Source organism: Pseudomonas yamanorum, from assembly GCF_900105735.1.
Lineage (GTDB): Bacteria > Pseudomonadota > Gammaproteobacteria > Pseudomonadales > Pseudomonadaceae > Aquipseudomonas > Aquipseudomonas yamanorum.
The window spans coordinates 1,359,510-1,373,703 of record NZ_LT629793.1 but is presented as its reverse complement, the minus strand read 5'-3'; the positions used below and the strand labels follow the sequence as shown (position 1 = coordinate 1,373,703).

17 protein-coding genes are annotated in these 14,194 nt (G+C 61.2%); 11 read left to right on the top strand and 6 right to left on the bottom strand.

Annotation, left to right across the window (positions count from 1 at the left end):
* Positions 1–5 precede the first annotated feature (5 nt).
* From BLU46_RS06735 to BLU46_RS06720, 4 genes are all read right to left on the bottom strand, one after another.
* Positions 6–1,169 carry an EAL domain-containing protein gene (locus BLU46_RS06735; protein WP_093200073.1) on the bottom strand — a complete coding sequence of 388 codons (1,164 nt, stop codon included), beginning with the start codon at positions 1,167–1,169 and terminating at the stop codon, positions 6–8.
* Positions 1,170–1,260: 91 nt separating this feature from the next.
* Positions 1,261–1,602, bottom strand: coding sequence for a hypothetical protein (locus BLU46_RS06730; protein WP_063032051.1), 342 nt, complete (start codon positions 1,600–1,602; stop codon positions 1,261–1,263).
* Positions 1,599–1,985, bottom strand: coding sequence for a phage holin family protein (locus tag BLU46_RS06725; protein WP_003209078.1), 387 nt, complete (start codon positions 1,983–1,985; stop codon positions 1,599–1,601). The genes BLU46_RS06730 and BLU46_RS06725 overlap by 4 nt, the downstream gene beginning before the upstream one ends.
* Before the next feature lie 2 nt (positions 1,986–1,987).
* Complete coding sequence (locus BLU46_RS06720) at positions 1,988–2,302, bottom strand: DUF883 family protein (RefSeq protein WP_026078283.1); 315 nt, start codon at positions 2,300–2,302, stop codon at positions 1,988–1,990.
* 348 nt (positions 2,303–2,650) lie between these two features.
* Here BLU46_RS06720 and BLU46_RS06710 point away from each other — a divergent pair, with 348 nt between their 5' ends.
* The 11 genes from BLU46_RS06710 to BLU46_RS06660 all read left to right on the top strand — a co-directional run bounded on the left by BLU46_RS06710 (position 2,651) and on the right by BLU46_RS06660 (position 13,201).
* Positions 2,651–3,859 carry an ammonium transporter gene (locus BLU46_RS06710; RefSeq protein WP_093200067.1) on the top strand — a complete coding sequence of 403 codons (1,209 nt, stop codon included), beginning with the start codon at positions 2,651–2,653 and terminating at the stop codon, positions 3,857–3,859.
* Between the two features lie 98 nt (positions 3,860–3,957).
* Positions 3,958–4,977: a beta-ketoacyl-ACP synthase 3 gene (locus BLU46_RS06705; RefSeq protein WP_063032046.1), complete on the top strand. Its 1,020-nt coding sequence runs from the start codon at positions 3,958–3,960 to the stop codon at positions 4,975–4,977.
* A complete protein-coding gene (locus tag BLU46_RS06700; RefSeq protein ID WP_063032044.1) occupies positions 4,977–5,984 on the top strand; it encodes an NAD-dependent epimerase/dehydratase family protein in 1,008 nt (335 codons plus the stop codon). Before BLU46_RS06705 ends, BLU46_RS06700 begins: the two co-directional genes overlap by 1 nt.
* Positions 5,981–6,835, top strand: coding sequence for an MBL fold metallo-hydrolase (locus tag BLU46_RS06695; protein ID WP_063032041.1), 855 nt, complete (start codon positions 5,981–5,983; stop codon positions 6,833–6,835). Before BLU46_RS06700 ends, BLU46_RS06695 begins: the two co-directional genes overlap by 4 nt.
* Entirely contained in the window at positions 6,825–8,183 is a 1,359-nt protein-coding gene (locus tag BLU46_RS06690) for a F390 synthetase-related protein (protein ID WP_063032039.1), read from the top strand. The genes BLU46_RS06695 and BLU46_RS06690 overlap by 11 nt, the downstream gene beginning before the upstream one ends.
* The gene (locus BLU46_RS06685; RefSeq protein WP_063032037.1) at positions 8,171–9,319 is read left to right on the top strand and encodes an ATP-grasp domain-containing protein; all 1,149 of its coding nucleotides are present in this window, start codon (positions 8,171–8,173) and stop codon (positions 9,317–9,319) included. The genes BLU46_RS06690 and BLU46_RS06685 overlap by 13 nt, the downstream gene beginning before the upstream one ends.
* Positions 9,316–10,455 carry a GNAT family N-acetyltransferase gene (locus BLU46_RS06680; RefSeq protein WP_063032035.1) on the top strand — a complete coding sequence of 380 codons (1,140 nt, stop codon included), beginning with the start codon at positions 9,316–9,318 and terminating at the stop codon, positions 10,453–10,455. Before BLU46_RS06685 ends, BLU46_RS06680 begins: the two co-directional genes overlap by 4 nt.
* On the top strand, positions 10,452–11,453 hold the full coding sequence (locus tag BLU46_RS06675) for an aromatic ring-hydroxylating oxygenase subunit alpha (RefSeq protein WP_093200064.1): 1,002 nt from the start codon (positions 10,452–10,454) through the stop codon (positions 11,451–11,453). Before BLU46_RS06680 ends, BLU46_RS06675 begins: the two co-directional genes overlap by 4 nt.
* A 145-nt stretch (positions 11,454–11,598) precedes the next feature.
* Positions 11,599–11,835 carry a glutaredoxin family protein gene (locus tag BLU46_RS06670; protein WP_026078284.1) on the top strand — a complete coding sequence of 79 codons (237 nt, stop codon included), beginning with the start codon at positions 11,599–11,601 and terminating at the stop codon, positions 11,833–11,835.
* Between the two features lie 74 nt (positions 11,836–11,909).
* Complete coding sequence (locus BLU46_RS06665) at positions 11,910–12,245, top strand: hypothetical protein (protein ID WP_017479971.1); 336 nt, start codon at positions 11,910–11,912, stop codon at positions 12,243–12,245.
* A 65-nt stretch (positions 12,246–12,310) separates the two neighbouring features.
* The gene (locus BLU46_RS06660; protein WP_085988745.1) at positions 12,311–13,201 is read left to right on the top strand and encodes a pseudouridine synthase; all 891 of its coding nucleotides are present in this window, start codon (positions 12,311–12,313) and stop codon (positions 13,199–13,201) included.
* A gap of 56 nt (positions 13,202–13,257) precedes the next feature.
* On the opposite strand, the gene BLU46_RS06655 is transcribed toward BLU46_RS06660, so the two are convergent.
* A complete protein-coding gene (locus BLU46_RS06655) occupies positions 13,258–13,479 on the bottom strand; it encodes a YgdI/YgdR family lipoprotein (protein ID WP_003209090.1) in 222 nt (73 codons plus the stop codon).
* Between the two features lie 80 nt (positions 13,480–13,559).
* A complete protein-coding gene (gene mobA / locus BLU46_RS06650) occupies positions 13,560–14,162 on the bottom strand; it encodes a molybdenum cofactor guanylyltransferase MobA (RefSeq protein WP_063032025.1) in 603 nt (200 codons plus the stop codon).
* Positions 14,163–14,194: the final 32 nt, after the last annotated feature.

Sequence of the window (14,194 nt, the reverse complement as noted above, 5' to 3'; positions counted from 1 at the left end):
AAAAACTACAAGCCGACGGCGTCGATATCGATTAACAGCAGGCGCCGACCGTTATCAAAGAGTTGTCCGGCAGTCAGGCAGTATTGGTTGGTCGTGGCATCGCGATAGGTCGAAGACAGGGTCAACCGCCGCTCCTCCCAACCTTCGGCCAGCAGGTGATAAAAATACGGGCGCCATGACCAGTTATGGCCCAGGTAGCGGCCGTCGGCTTGCCACGCGCCCTGGTGCCATTCGAAGTTGGGCGTCAGTTGCGTGCCATGCCGGTCGCACTGGTAAAAACGCAGCAGCCAGGGAAATGCTGGCAATTGCGGCAGTTGGCTCAGCGGTGCATGGGTGTGGGCCCAGGTTTGCAGGATCTGCATCAGTTCCGCCAGTTGCTGGCGCAGTTGCATGATCCGGCCACGCTCCGCCAGCTTCTGTTGGACATACGCGGTGCGCAGTTGGGCGAAGCGCGGCACGAATGCGTCGGTGGCGAACCAGTCCAGTTGGGCCTGGGCGAACAGGTAACCCTGGACATAACGGGAACCGCATTCCAGGGCGAAATTCAGCTGGGCCTCGGTCTCGACGCCTTCGGCAATGATCCAGCAGCCGGTTTTTTCCGCCATTTGTGCCAGCGCCCGCACCACGTCCCCGCTCGGCCCTCCCCGGGCAGCCGCCTGGAACAGGCGCATGTCCAGCTTGAGGATGTCGGGCTGCAAGGCCAACACGCGGTCCAACTGCGAATACCCGGCGCCGAAGTCATCAATGGCAATCCGCGCTCCGGCCTCGCGGTAGCGTTCCACGACTTCGGCCAAGCGCAGGATATCACCACCCAGCTCAGTGATCTCGAACACGATGCGGCGCGGGTCGACGTTATGCACCTGCAACTGCTTCAGGCTCGGCAAGGCCTGCCCCGGGCGCAGCCGGCTGATCCAGCGTGGCGAGATATTCAGGCTGAGGAACCACTCTTGCGGGGCCTCATGCAGACGGCTCAGGGCATTGTCGCGGATCTGCCGGTCCAGGCGGCGCAAGGCCACGGAGGGCGTGCGCGGATCAGCAAACAGCGGACCCACCGAGCGCAGTTGGCCATTCGCCTGGCGTAGTCGGCCCAAGGCTTCTACGCCGGCGATGCGGCCGGTGGCGGTGTCGATGAATGGCTGGAAGCAGGCGAGCGGTTGCCCGTCGATCACAGGGCCTCCTTAAAAGACCGGAATAAAAAGGCCCGACCCTCAACGGTGAGGGCCGGGCCTGATCTGTTTGCAAGAATGCAGCCAGCGCGGCTCAACTTTTGCGCGAAGCACCTTGCATGGCCAGTTTGATCAACGGGATCAGACCGGCGCCAAGCCGTACCAGGCGAGTCATGGTGCCGATCCCGCCGCTCTTCGCGCCTTTGCCGGTAAGAAAGCCCAGCAGCGTCACCACGCCTACGCCCCACAGCGGCGCGTGCTTGATGCCGAAACCGTCCTGCCAGCTCTGGCCCATGTTGCGGACCTTTTGCAGCGGCAGCATCAGTTGCTGAGACTCGTGACGAATTTCCTGGCGGTGCATTTCCATGCGCAGGCGGATCAACGCCTTGCGCATCTCCCGCCGGGAAGTGTTTTGCGGCAATTCAGTCATGCTCATGGCAGCAGGCGCTCCCGGTCGTTGGCCAGCTCTTCGAGGGTGGCGTGGAACGGCGTGGACTCATCGAACACCGCCGCCTTCAGGCGCAACCCGCAGAACGCTGCGGCCAGTATGTAAAACACACACAGGCTGATGATCCCGGTCAGGCGGTAGGTATCCCACACCAGAATCATCACCAGCGCCGACAAACCCACCAGTAACAGCAAGGCAAACACCAGCGCCAAGCCGGCGAACAGCAACAGGCTGACGGTGCGGGCCTTCTGCTCCTGCAACTCGATGCCAAACAGCTCGACGTGGCTGTGCAGCAAACCCAGGACAGCCGCGCCCAGGCGCCGCGAGGTAGAACTTGGGCCCGTGGACGAGCCGGATTCGCCGATAGACATAGTTAGCGCCTTGTAGCCAGCAAGCCGATCAAAAAGCCCACGCCCGCCGCAATACCAACGGACTGCCAAGGGTTGGCCTGGACATAGTCTTCAGTGGCCGTGACGGCCGCCTGGCCGCGCTCGCGCAGGGAGTCTTCGGTCAGTTGCAGGGTTTCACGGGCCTTGAGCAGGCTGTCGTGAATCTTGCTGCGCAGCTCGTCTGCCTGGTCACCGGCGAGGATCGCCGTGTCGTCCAGCAGCTTCTCGGTATCGCTGACCAGGGTTTGAAAATCCGCCATCAGTATTTCTTGAGCAGTCTTTGCCGTTTTTCTGGCCATGGTTATCTCCGTGAGTAGCGGGTCTGTTTACTTTTGGTTTCGAGTCACCGGCATCGGTGAAGGTTCACTGCAATTGTCTGGTACAGCTTTTGCTTTGCCTTGGTGCGCAGGCCTGGGGCCTTGCGCTGAATCCGGGCGGTTGGGGCTAAAACCCCGAAAAACCTTACCCTAAATAACTAAAACTCGCGGAAAAACCCTGTCGGATTCTGCCTTTCTCAATGATCGCTGCGCTAAAGCGGTTCACGGCCTCAAAAGAAGGTCGAGCCCTGGGTGCTAATTTAGTGCGCGTCATGAAGGTCATGAACTGCTTTGGTGCTTTTTCCTGCATGTGCAGGCCTGCCATCCTCCATGGAAAATTTGCAAAGCGCGGTGGACACCCTCGTCCACAGTTCCAACACGCTGTTCATTCTGATTGGTGCGGTCATGGTCCTGGCCATGCATGCCGGCTTTGCCTTCCTGGAAGTCGGCACCGTGCGCCAGAAGAACCAGGTCAATGCCCTGTCGAAAATCCTCAGTGACTTCGCCATCTCCACACTGGCCTATTTCTTTATAGGCTATTGGATCTCCTACGGCGTGACCTTCATGCAACCGGCGGCGGTGATCAGCGCCGACCACGGCTACGGCCTGGTGAAATTCTTCTTCCTGCTGACCTTCGCCGCAGCGATCCCGGCGATCATTTCCGGGGGGATTGCCGAGCGTGCACGTTTTGCGCCGCAACTGTGCGCCACCGCGTTGATCGTAGCCTTCATCTACCCGTTTTTCGAAGGCATGGTGTGGAACGGCAATTACGGGCTGCAAGCCTGGTTGCTGGCCAGCTTCGGCGCGAGCTTCCATGACTTTGCCGGCAGCGTGGTGGTGCACGCCATGGGCGGCTGGCTGGCGCTGGCGGCGGTGTTGCTGCTCGGCCCGCGCCAGGGACGTTATCGGGAAGGGCGCCTGGTGGCGTTCGCGCCGTCGAGCATTCCATTCCTGGCGTTGGGCTCGTGGATTTTGATTGTCGGCTGGTTCGGCTTCAACGTCATGAGTGCGCAAACCCTGTCCGGGGTCAGCGGGCTGGTGGCGGTCAACTCGTTAATGGCGATGGTCGGTGGCACCGTGGCGGCATTGGTCATCGGGCGTAACGACCCAGGCTTCTTGCACAACGGTCCGTTGGCCGGGCTGGTCGCGATCTGTGCCGGTTCCGACCTGATGCACCCGGTAGGCGCGCTCGTGACAGGTGTAGTGGCGGGTGGCTTGTTCGTCTGGTTCTTCATCGCGGCCCAGGACCGCTGGAAGATCGACGATGTGCTGGGTGTGTGGCCGCTGCACGGGCTGTGTGGCGTGTGGGGCGGGATCGCCTGCGGGATCTTCGGCCAGACCGCCCTGGGCGGCCTGGGTGGCGTGAGCCTGATCAGCCAGTTGATCGGCACCGCGCTGGGTGTGGTGGTAGCCCTGGCCGGCGGCTTCCTGGTGTATGGGGTGATCAAGCGCGTTTACGGGCTGCGCTTGAGCCAGGAAGAGGAGTATTACGGCGCGGATTTGTCGATCCACAAGATTGGCGCGGTCAGTCAGGATTGAGGGGCGGTTTCCATTTAGGGTGTTATGTCTTGCCGCTGATAGTATGGGCAAACAACAATAGCCAATAGCCAGGCGACGCCCTTTCAAACGGAACTTGAATGCCAACCTCTCAACGATTGCCCCTCGCCTGTAGGCCAATAAACATCTTGGGGTCGGGGCATGCACTGCCTGAACACATCGTCACCAGCGCGCAACTGGATGCTGAACTTGGCCTAGTGGCCGGCAGCGTCGCGCGCATCAGTGGTGTCACCCAGCGGCACGTTGCCGGCCGTAGCGAAAACGCCGCGAGCCTCGGAGCCATCGCCGCGCGCAGGGCATTGCTGGCAGCGGGGCTGGCGCTCGACCAGATTGACCTGGTCGCTTGTGCCAGCGGTACCATGGACCAGGGCATGCCGTGTAACGCCGCATTGTTGCACCGCGAATTGGGGCTGGGCGATTCCGGCATTCCCGCCATGGACATCAATGCCAGTTGCCTGGGGTTTATCGCCGCGGTTGATACGCTGTCCTGGCCACTGCTTGCCGGACGCTACCAACGCATTTTGCTGGTGTGTTCGGATATCGCTTCCTGTGGCCTGGACTGGCAGCAGGTGGAAGTCTGCGCAATCTTCGGCGACGGTGCCGCAGCGGTGGTGCTGGCCGTCAGCGACGGCGGGTCGAAAATCCTCGCCTCGAACCTCAAGACGTATTCCGAAGGCGCAGATATGTGCCAGATTCCTGCCGGTGGTTCGCGTCATCACCCACGGCGAATAGATGGGCCGTTCGAACCGCTGACCAGTTTTTCAATGCAGGGCAAAAGCGTGTTCCGACTGGCCGCCAAACATCTGCCCATGCTGGTGGATGAGCTGCTTAGCCAGGCCGGTTTGACCAAGCCCCAGATCGATTGGGTCATCCCTCACCAGGCCAGCCAACAGGCGATGCAACATGCGGCCCGGCGCCTGGGGTTTGCCCCGGAACAGGTCATCGATATCTTCGCCCGGCACGGTAATCAGGTGGCCGCGTCACTGCCCACCGCACTGGATATCGCCATTCGTGACCAGCGTATTCAGCGCGGCCAGCGGCTGATGCTGATTGGCACCGGCGCGGGCTTGTCCCTTGGCGGCATGGTGCTGGAATATTGATGAAAATTCTCGTCACCGGTGGCACCGGATTCATTGGCCGGCACATTGTCTGGCGCCTCGCCGGCCAAGGGTGTGAAGTGCAGTTTACCGGCCGTAATGCCCGCGCTGCGGCCGAGGTCATTGGCCTCAGCCCTGGTGTGGCATCTTGGGTACCGCTGGAGCACGGTACGTCAGGGGCTTGCAGCACAGTGCTCGATGCCTCGCAGGATTGTGCAGCAGTGGTTCATTGCGCGGCGTTGTCCTCGCCATGGGGCACGCCGTCGGCATTTGCCCGGGCCAATCTTGATTCCACTGCCGAGGTGCTACATGCCTGCCGCGTCAACCAGGTGAAGCGGTTGGTGCATCTGTCCACACCCAGTCTGTATTTTGCGTTCCGTGATCGTCTCGGCATTCGCGAAGACGAACCGCTGCCACCGCCGGTCAACGAATATGCCCGCAGCAAGGCGTTGGCGGAAGGACGGGTGCACGAAGCCGGGCTTGCTGAAGCGGTGATCCTGCGCCCACGGGCGGTGTTTGGCCCATGGGACGCCACCTTGATGCCACGTTTGCTGCGGGTGATGCAGCGCGGGCCGGTTCCTCTGATGCGTGGCGGACAGGCGCAACTGGACCTGACCTGCGTCGACAACCTGGTGCACGCGGTGATGTTGAGCCTGACCCAACCGCTACCGCGGGCGGTGTGCACCTATAACGTCAGCAATGGCACGCCGTTGACTGTCGCGGACTTGCTGCAACGCGTCGCCAATCAGTTTCAACTGAACCTGCGCACCCGGCGCTTGCCATGGCGATTGATGGACGCAGTGGCTCGGATGCTGGAAGCCAGCGCACACCTGAGGGGCAGCGGCGAGCCTTTGCTGACGCGGTATGGTGCCGGTGTGCTGGCATTCAGCCAAACCCTGGACCTGAGCACCATCCGAAACGAGTTAGGCTACCGCCCGCTAGTGACGCAGGACGAAGGCATTCGCCAGCACGCGCAGTGGTGGCTTGCCCAACAAGGAGTGGGAGCATGAGTCGTACGGTGAGCCTGAGTGTGCTGCGGGCCGGCTGGTGCCAACATCTGGAATGCATGGCCGACCGGGGAGGGCGCTGGGCACCGACACGCTTTCCGGCGTTGTGCGGCTTGATCCGACATCCCGACGCGGGCTGGATACTCTACGACACCGGTTACGCCGAACACTTTTTTAGCGCCACACAAGCACTGCCTGAGCGCCTGTATCGCACCGCGGTGCCGGTCGAGTTACCGGTGAAAGAACAACTGCTCGCGCAATTACGCGCGTTCGGTATTGGTCCCGATGACATACGCACGGTGATCATTTCGCATTTTCACAGCGATCATATCGCCGGGCTCAGAGACTTTCCCAAGGCCACGTTCATTGCCCTGGATGCCGACCGCAAACACATCGAAAGCCTGCGTGGCCATCGCTGGCGAGCGACCCTCGGCGGTCACCTGCCGGCCTTGTTGCCCGACGATTTCGCCGCGCGCTTGACCCTCGCCGATACCTGCAAAAAAGCTGCGTTGCCGCAGTGGATGGCGCCTTTTCGCCAAGGCATCGACTTGCTTGGCGACGCCAGCCTGCTGGGCGTACCGCTGCCGGGGCATAGCGAAGGACAGTTGGGGTTGTTCATACCCGATGCCCAGGGGCGGCCAGTGTTTCTGGTGGCCGACGCGTGCTGGTCGATGCCTGCCTGCCGTGCTGGGCGGCTGCCAGCGCCACCGGCCTTATGGTTTGCCAGCCACGATGCCCAACAGTATCGTCAAACCTACAGCGGCTTGGGCACCTTGATCCGCCGCGAGCCGGCCGTAGCGGTCTTGCCTTCTCATTGCACCCATGCCTGGGAGGCGTTCGGCGATGAGCGGTGAGCGCTTGATTGGCACATTGCGCAGCGCGCTCAGTTTCCTGCATAGCCGCTACCGGTTGAGATTTACCCGCCGGGAACAATTGGAAGCCTGGCAGGCTCGGCAGCTGAAGTACTTCTTGCGACGGGTATTGCCTCAGTCTCAGCGTTTCAAGGGCAAGGTGGTGACGGATTTGAGCACGTTGCCGCTGATGGACAAAGCCACGTTGATGGGGGATTTCGCCGGGTTCAACACCCGCGGCTTGAGCCTGGAGGAGGTGCTGCCGCTGGCACGCCAGGCTGAAGTATCCCGGGATTTCAGCCCGACGCTGGGTGACATCACCGTCGGCTTGTCGAGCGGGACCTCGGGAAATCAAGGCGTATTCCTGGTCAGTAGCCTGGAGCGGCAACGATGGGCCGGGATCCTGCTGGCTCGCGCTTTACCGCGTCATCTACTGCCACGCCTGCTTCTCCCATGGCATGCGCCGCTGCGCATTGCGTTCTTTCTACGGGCCAACAGCCGGCTCTATACGACACTGGCGAGTCGTCGCATCGACTTTGCTTTTCACGACCTGACCCTGGGATTCGACGCAGCGCTGGCGCGTCTCAACACTCAGCAGCCCGACGTACTGGTGGCGCCGGCTACGGTACTGCGCGGGTTGGCCGAAGCAGAGCTGGCAGGGCGACTCTCCATCCGTCCCAGCCATATCCTGTCAGTGGCGGAAGTCCTCGAAACAGCCGATGCTGAAGGGGTACAGGCAGCGTTTGGCGTGGCTCCGCGGCAGATTTACCAGGCCAGTGAAGGCTTTCTTGGCTACACCTGCGAAAACGGCACTTTGCACCTGAACGAAAGCCATCTGCACATCGAAGCGGATTGGCTGGACGCCGCGCGCACACGTTTTCAGCCGATCATCACCGACTTCTCCCGACGAACCCAGTTGATCGTGCGTTACCGTCTCAACGACGTTCTCCGGGTTGCCCAGGCGCCTTGCGCTTGTGGGCGTGTCGAGCGTGCGATTGCCGCCGTCGAGGGCCGTGTGGATGACATTCTTTGGCTACCCGACTTGAGCGGTGTTCAATTGCGAGCGCTCTATCCGGATGTGCTGCGGCGCACCTTACTGATGCATGGCGAGTGCTTGCAGGAGTATGAAATCCATCAGCAGGGCTTGCACTGGCAGATCAACGTGCAATCTGCTGCCAACTACGCCGACCTGTGCCAGGCCTTGATGCAGAGCATTCACGCATTGTGCTGCCAACAGGGGCTGCAACTTCCCGCATTGAGCTTTGGCCAGTGGCAGCCGCCGCCGGCGTATGCCAAGCGCCGCCGCCTGAAACTGCTGCAACTGCCCGAGGGTATGCCATGCATGTACTGATTCTTGGCGCGCGCGCCCCAGCCTGCCTGGAATGGGCGCGGGCCTTTGATGAGGCGGGCTGGACGGTCAGCGTGGGGGATTCCTTGGGCCAGCCGCTGAGCCGTTTCAGTTGTTCGGTGCAGCACTTTGTACGCCTGCCGGAACCTCGACAAAATCCAGCAGCCTGGATCACGGCATTGGCACAGGTGATCCAGGCGCAGCGCATCGATTTACTGCTGCCCACCTGCGAGGAAGTGTTTTACCTGGCCCACGGTCTCGAACGCCTGGCGCCGCTTTGCAGGGTGTTGACCGGCGATTTTGCCTTGCTGCATCGCTTGCATCACAAGGGTCGTTTCGCAGCCATGACGGCGGGCTGGGCGTTGGCGGCTCCTGAAACCCGCCTGTTGACTGATCGCCTGGAGGTACAGGCATTGACGTGTGAAGCGAGCCAGTGGGTGTTCAAGCCGGCATATTCGCGCTTTGCCTCCCAGACGTTGATCCGCCCGACAGTCAGGCAACTGGCAAAGGTACAGCCCAGTGAAGCGGCGCCTTGGGTGGCGCAGCGGTTTATCGAGGGCCGTGAATATTGCAGTTTCAGCGTCATGATCGACGGTGAGTTGCGCGCCCATAGCTGCTACCACCCGCGCTACCGGGTGGGACGTGGGTCGGGGATTTATTTCGAGCCTTGCGCACCGGCGCCGGTGCGCCAGTTCCTCGAACAATTCGGTCGCGAAACTGGCTACACCGGGCAGGTGGGTTTCGACTTTATTGAAGATACGGCTGGACATTTTCATGTGTTGGAGTGCAACCCACGAGCCACCAGTGGTGTGCATCTGTTCGATAATCAGCGCAGGCAACTGGTCGCCAGCCTGAGTGGCAGCGGCGTGCTTGAGCCGACCTGCGAACCCCGGATGATTGCGCTGGCGATGCTCCTGCTGGTGGCGCCAAAGCAGGTGTTGAACGCGGGGTTCTGGCGTGACTATGCCGATGCCCGCGATGTGATTACCCGCAAAGGTGATTTCTGGCCGCTGACCGCGCAAGTGCTGAGCCTGGCTGAAATTATCGCGCGCGCCGCTTCCCGGCGTTGCGGCCTGCTGGCCGCGTCCACCGCAGACATCGAGTGGAACGGCCAGCCGTTGAGCGAGGACCTGCCATGAGATTGCTACTCGAAGAGCAACTGCTCAGTGAGCCCGTCCGCGCCCACGACAGCCTCGCCCGGCGCTATGTGCGTACGTGTGCCGGCGGCGCGCTGATCGGCAACGTCATTACCCGCATGGCGCTGCTCGACACAGGGACGCAGCAGTTTCCCGTCAGTATCACCGAGGGCCTTGAGCCGGATGACAACTGCTACGTGGTGTCGCCTCAAACTGCTTATAGCGGCTACGCCCGTGAAGAGATCAAACGCCTTGGCCGGCCCTGGCTGACTTGGCCGCTTAAGATCCTGACTCAGGGCGTGAACCATCTGCTGCGCCGGGCCAATGTCGACAAACTGGTGCAGGTCAACAACTGGCTGCTGTCCACCAACCTCTACCCAGGCGACTGGGACATCACCGAACTGTCGGCGATCACCGCCTTGTTGCGTCGAACGTTTCCCGATCATGGGTTTGGTTTTCGCTCTCTGAATGACTTCAGCAATCGGGAGCTACGCCTGAATCTGGAAAGCCTTGGCTACCTGAGTATTCCCAGCCGACAGGTCTATCTGTTCGATGGACGGGCTGGGGCGCAGGCTTCATTTCTTAAGCACCACAACACTCGGCTGGACGCCACGTTGCTGCGCCGCAGCCCCTATGAAGTGGTGCCGGGCGCGGCGCTGGATGACGCTGACTTTCAACGCATCGAGCATCTTTATAACCTGCTTTACCTGAACAAGTATTGCAGGCTGAACCCGCACTATAGCGCCCAGTGGATGCAGCGCGGCCAACGTGAAGGTTGGTTGGAGATGCGGGCTTTACGCAATGCTGAGGGGCGCATTGACGGTGCCCTTGGCTGGTTTGCCAACGCTGGGACGCTCAGCACCCCGATAGTGGGTTACGACACCGCCCTGCCGCAGCGGGCCGGGTTGTATCGCCAACTCACGCGGTTGTGCTTGCAAGAGGCGGTTGAGCGCGGCGTGGTGTTGAACTTCAGCTCGGGCGCTGCCGAGTTCAAACGCTTGCGCGGGGGCCAGCCGCAGATCGAGTACAGCCTCATCCATGTCGCCCATTTGTCCTGGGGTCGCAGGTGGGTGTGGCATGTCCTGAGCCACCTGTTGCATGGCATCGGTGTGCCCTTGATGCGTAAGTTAAAACTATGAGTCAAGTAAACGGCTGGTGGCCGGTAGCCTTGAGCCACGAGCTGCGAAATGCGCCGTTGGCACGCCAGTTATTTGGCCTGCCGTTGGTGCTGTTTCGGGGTGAAGGTGGGGACGTCGCTGCTTTACCTGATCGCTGCCCGCATCGCTTTGCGCCATTGAGCGCAGGCAAGGTTCGCGATGGGCAGATCGAATGCCCCTATCACGGTTGGCGATTTGCCGCCGATGGACGTTGTACGCGGGTGCCGGGCACAAAACTGGCAACCTGCAGCAAGCCGTTGCTGGATAGCTGGCATAGTTGCGAGGCCGACGGGCTGGTATGGGTCAGTCTTGGTCCTGAGCGTCCTCAAACACCTCCCACTGCGCCTGCCCCGCAACAGCAGGATCTGGACACGTTCTGGATGACCGATCAGGTGCAGTGTTCACTACAAGACGCTGCGGAGAATTTTCTCGACGGTTTTCACACGCATTTCGTGCATGCCGGGTGGATACGCCACGACAGGCAGCGGCAAAAACTCAGTGTTCGTGTGCGCGCCCTCGCAGATGGTGTCGAGGCAGTCTATAGCGAAGAGGGCAAGCAATCAGGGTTGATCTCGCGCTGGTTCGAGGGGGAGCGTGGCGTCAGCATGGGACGCTTTCGCTTGCCGGGTTTGGCAGAGATCGAATATCGCGATGCGCGCGGCGGACTTAACCTGCTGGTCAGCGCCTGGATGACGCCGGATGGCGATGGCCAAGTGCGCTTGTTTGCCCGGATTGCCACGACGCGCGGGGTATTGCCGGGGCTACTCAAACGGTTGGTATTGCGCCGGTTGTTCCGGGTGATCTTGCGCCAGGACCGTCAGATCCTGGAGCGTGTCAGCGCTAATCGAGTGCGCTTTCACACCACACCTGCGACGCCCTTGGATGGGCCGCAAGACCTGCTTGGGCCGAGCATTCGGCAGTTGCTGGAGCACGGCCAGCCACTGGTCTTTGCCGAGCGGAAGCTGGAGATCTGGCTCTAGGGGCATGAGGATGGGGTCGTGTTGCCAAGAGCCGATATCCGGGTGTAGCTCATCCACCCGTGGTGGCTCCTGTTGTTGGCCATGCTGATCTGCACTGTCCCGACGCTGTTAGAATAGGCACCTGATTCTTCTCGGACCCTTTGCCATGCTTCCTGAATGTCAGTTGTTCGGCACCTTGGGCTGCCATCTTTGCGAATTTGCCGAAGCGGAAATCATGCCGTTGGTCGAACACGGCCTGCTGGTGGAGTTAGTGGATATCGCCGATTCCGAGGCCTTGTTCGAAGCCTACGGCCTGCGGATTCCGGTGCTGCGCCGGGTGGACACGGGCGCTGAGCTGGACTGGCCGTTCGATGAAGCGCAGGTGGTGAGCTTTCTCCTCTAGTACTCGGCGATGGCGAGTTCCCGATTATTCAGTTACTGTATGTTTGTACAGCGATTGAATGAGAGGGAACGCCCGTGGTGAATGTTGAACAACTGAAAAGCAGCGTCAATCGCATGTCCGCCGACGTCGTGCGCGATGCGGTGAACGAGCTGCGCCTCGATGGCCTGGTCACGGAAGGCAAGACGCCGTTTAACAAAGTGCATTTCAATACCTGCTTTGCCGAGATCGAAGCGCTGTTTCAGCGTGCCGGTTATCACAAGCAGTTGGATGTGGTGGGCTATCAGGGCTTGCTGTATGCGCTTTACGATCCGGGCCGCTGGGAAGCGGTGGATGTGCTGCGCTGGCTCAAGGAATTCACCGAAGCAGCCAGTGCGTCGCCAGTGCTGCGTGGGGAATTGGCCAAGGCCTGAATCTGTGCTGGGCCTGATCCGGTTGCATGCGGGATAATGCCCGCCTGTATGTCCACGCTTTGAGCCTGCCCATGTCCGTTTTTTCCGCTGCCCAGCATCAAGCCAGCACCTTGTACCTGCCGCCGGGCGCCTGGGCGACCGTGCTGGATTGCCTGTGCGAGCACTTCCCGGCCATCAGCCGCGAACAATGGCTGGACCGCATCGCCCGGGGCCGGGTGCTGGACATCAACGGTGCACCTATCACTCAGGACCTGGCCTACCGCGAAGGCCTGTGCATCTACTACTTCCGCGAAGTGCCGAACGAGAAAGTGATCCCGGTGCAGGAGACGATCCTCTACGCCGATGAACACCTGGTGGTGGCCGACAAGCCGCACTTCCTGCCGGTCACGCCTGCCGGCGAGTACGTCGAGCAGACCCTGTTGCGGCGTTTGATCCGTCGCCTGGACAACCCGTCTCTGGTGCCGCTGCATCGCATCGATCGGCATACCGCGGGGCTGGTGCTGTTTTCGGCAAACCCTCAGACGCGCTCGGCGTATCAACAGCTGTTTCCCACGCGCAAGATCGACAAGTTCTACGAAGCCATTGCTCCGGCATTGCCTGGGCGGACTTTTCCGCTGGTGCATAAAAGCCGGTTGGTGGACGGCGAGCCGTTCTTTCGCATGCAGGAAGGCGAGGGGGCGAGCAATACCGAGACGGCGGTCGAGGTGCGGGAAAAAAATGGCGACCTGTGGCGCTATGGCCTGTTTCCGGTGACCGGCAAGAAACATCAGTTACGGGTGCACATGACGGCGTTAGGCGCGAGTATCTGCAACGATCCGTTCTACCCCGACGTCATCAAGGATGCCGAGGACGATTACGCCAACCCACTCAAGCTGCTGGCCCAAGGCGTGCGCTTCATCGACCCGGTCACCGGTCTGGAGCGAAACTTCCGCAGCGAGATCAGCCTGGACTGGTAAACCCCAGGAACGAAAAAGCCCGCATTACGCGGGCTTTTCGTATCTGGCGTTAAGACTTACAGGTCTTTAACGGTGCGAACCTGATCCTTGTTGATCTGGGTGCGCTTGCCATCCAGTTGTTCGAATTCGTAGAAGCCGGTGGACTTATCGAATTTAGGAGTGTCGACGGCCTGGATTTCGCGACCGTCATTCAGGGTGATCACTGTAGGCGAGGCGCAACCGGCAAGGGTAGCGAGGCCCAGTGCAAGCATGAGAGCGGCGATGGTCCGTTGAGTCATGAGTTTGTCTCCGAGAGAATGCTTTGTTGAGTACTGACCTTGTGACGTGTGCAACGTCGGCAAAGTTCCTTGTTCGATGTTCATTCTGACACGCTGGGCGGGCGGTGCAACAACTCAGGTGTATTGAGGTTGGCCAAGCGTGAGTCGTCGGCGGGGCAATCCAGGGCTTTGGCCCCCAGTGCCTGCATGATTCGGCGCGGGCTGCGCTCGCCGGCTGCCCAGGCTTCATCGAACCGCTCGCGCAGCAGCGTCGGTATGACGCAGAGCAGAGGCTCCCAGAAATCGCCGTGACGCACCATCACCGGCAGCAATGGATTCTGCTGCGCTGTGCTGCGCAGGTCGGCGAGCAATCGCGCGTCGATCTGCGGCACATCGCACGGCAATACCAGCAGATGCCCATGCTGCGCCACTGCCAGTCCTGCACGAATGCCGGCCAGTGGCCCCGGGAAGTCCGGGCTGTCATCGCCGACCAATTGATCGGCGTAGGCCGCGTACTGCGGCTGGTTACGGTTGCAGGAGATGATCAGGTCGTCGGTCAAAGGCCGTACCAGGCGATGCAGGTGCGCAATCAGCGGCTGTCCGTGCCAGTCGAGAAGACCCTTGTCGAGGCCGCCCATGCGCTGGCCACGGCCGCCGGCCAGCAACAGGACGGAGCAGGGCAGTGGGGAGGAATGGCTTGGCATGGCAGCTCCAGCGGGCAGTGAAATGGGGGCCT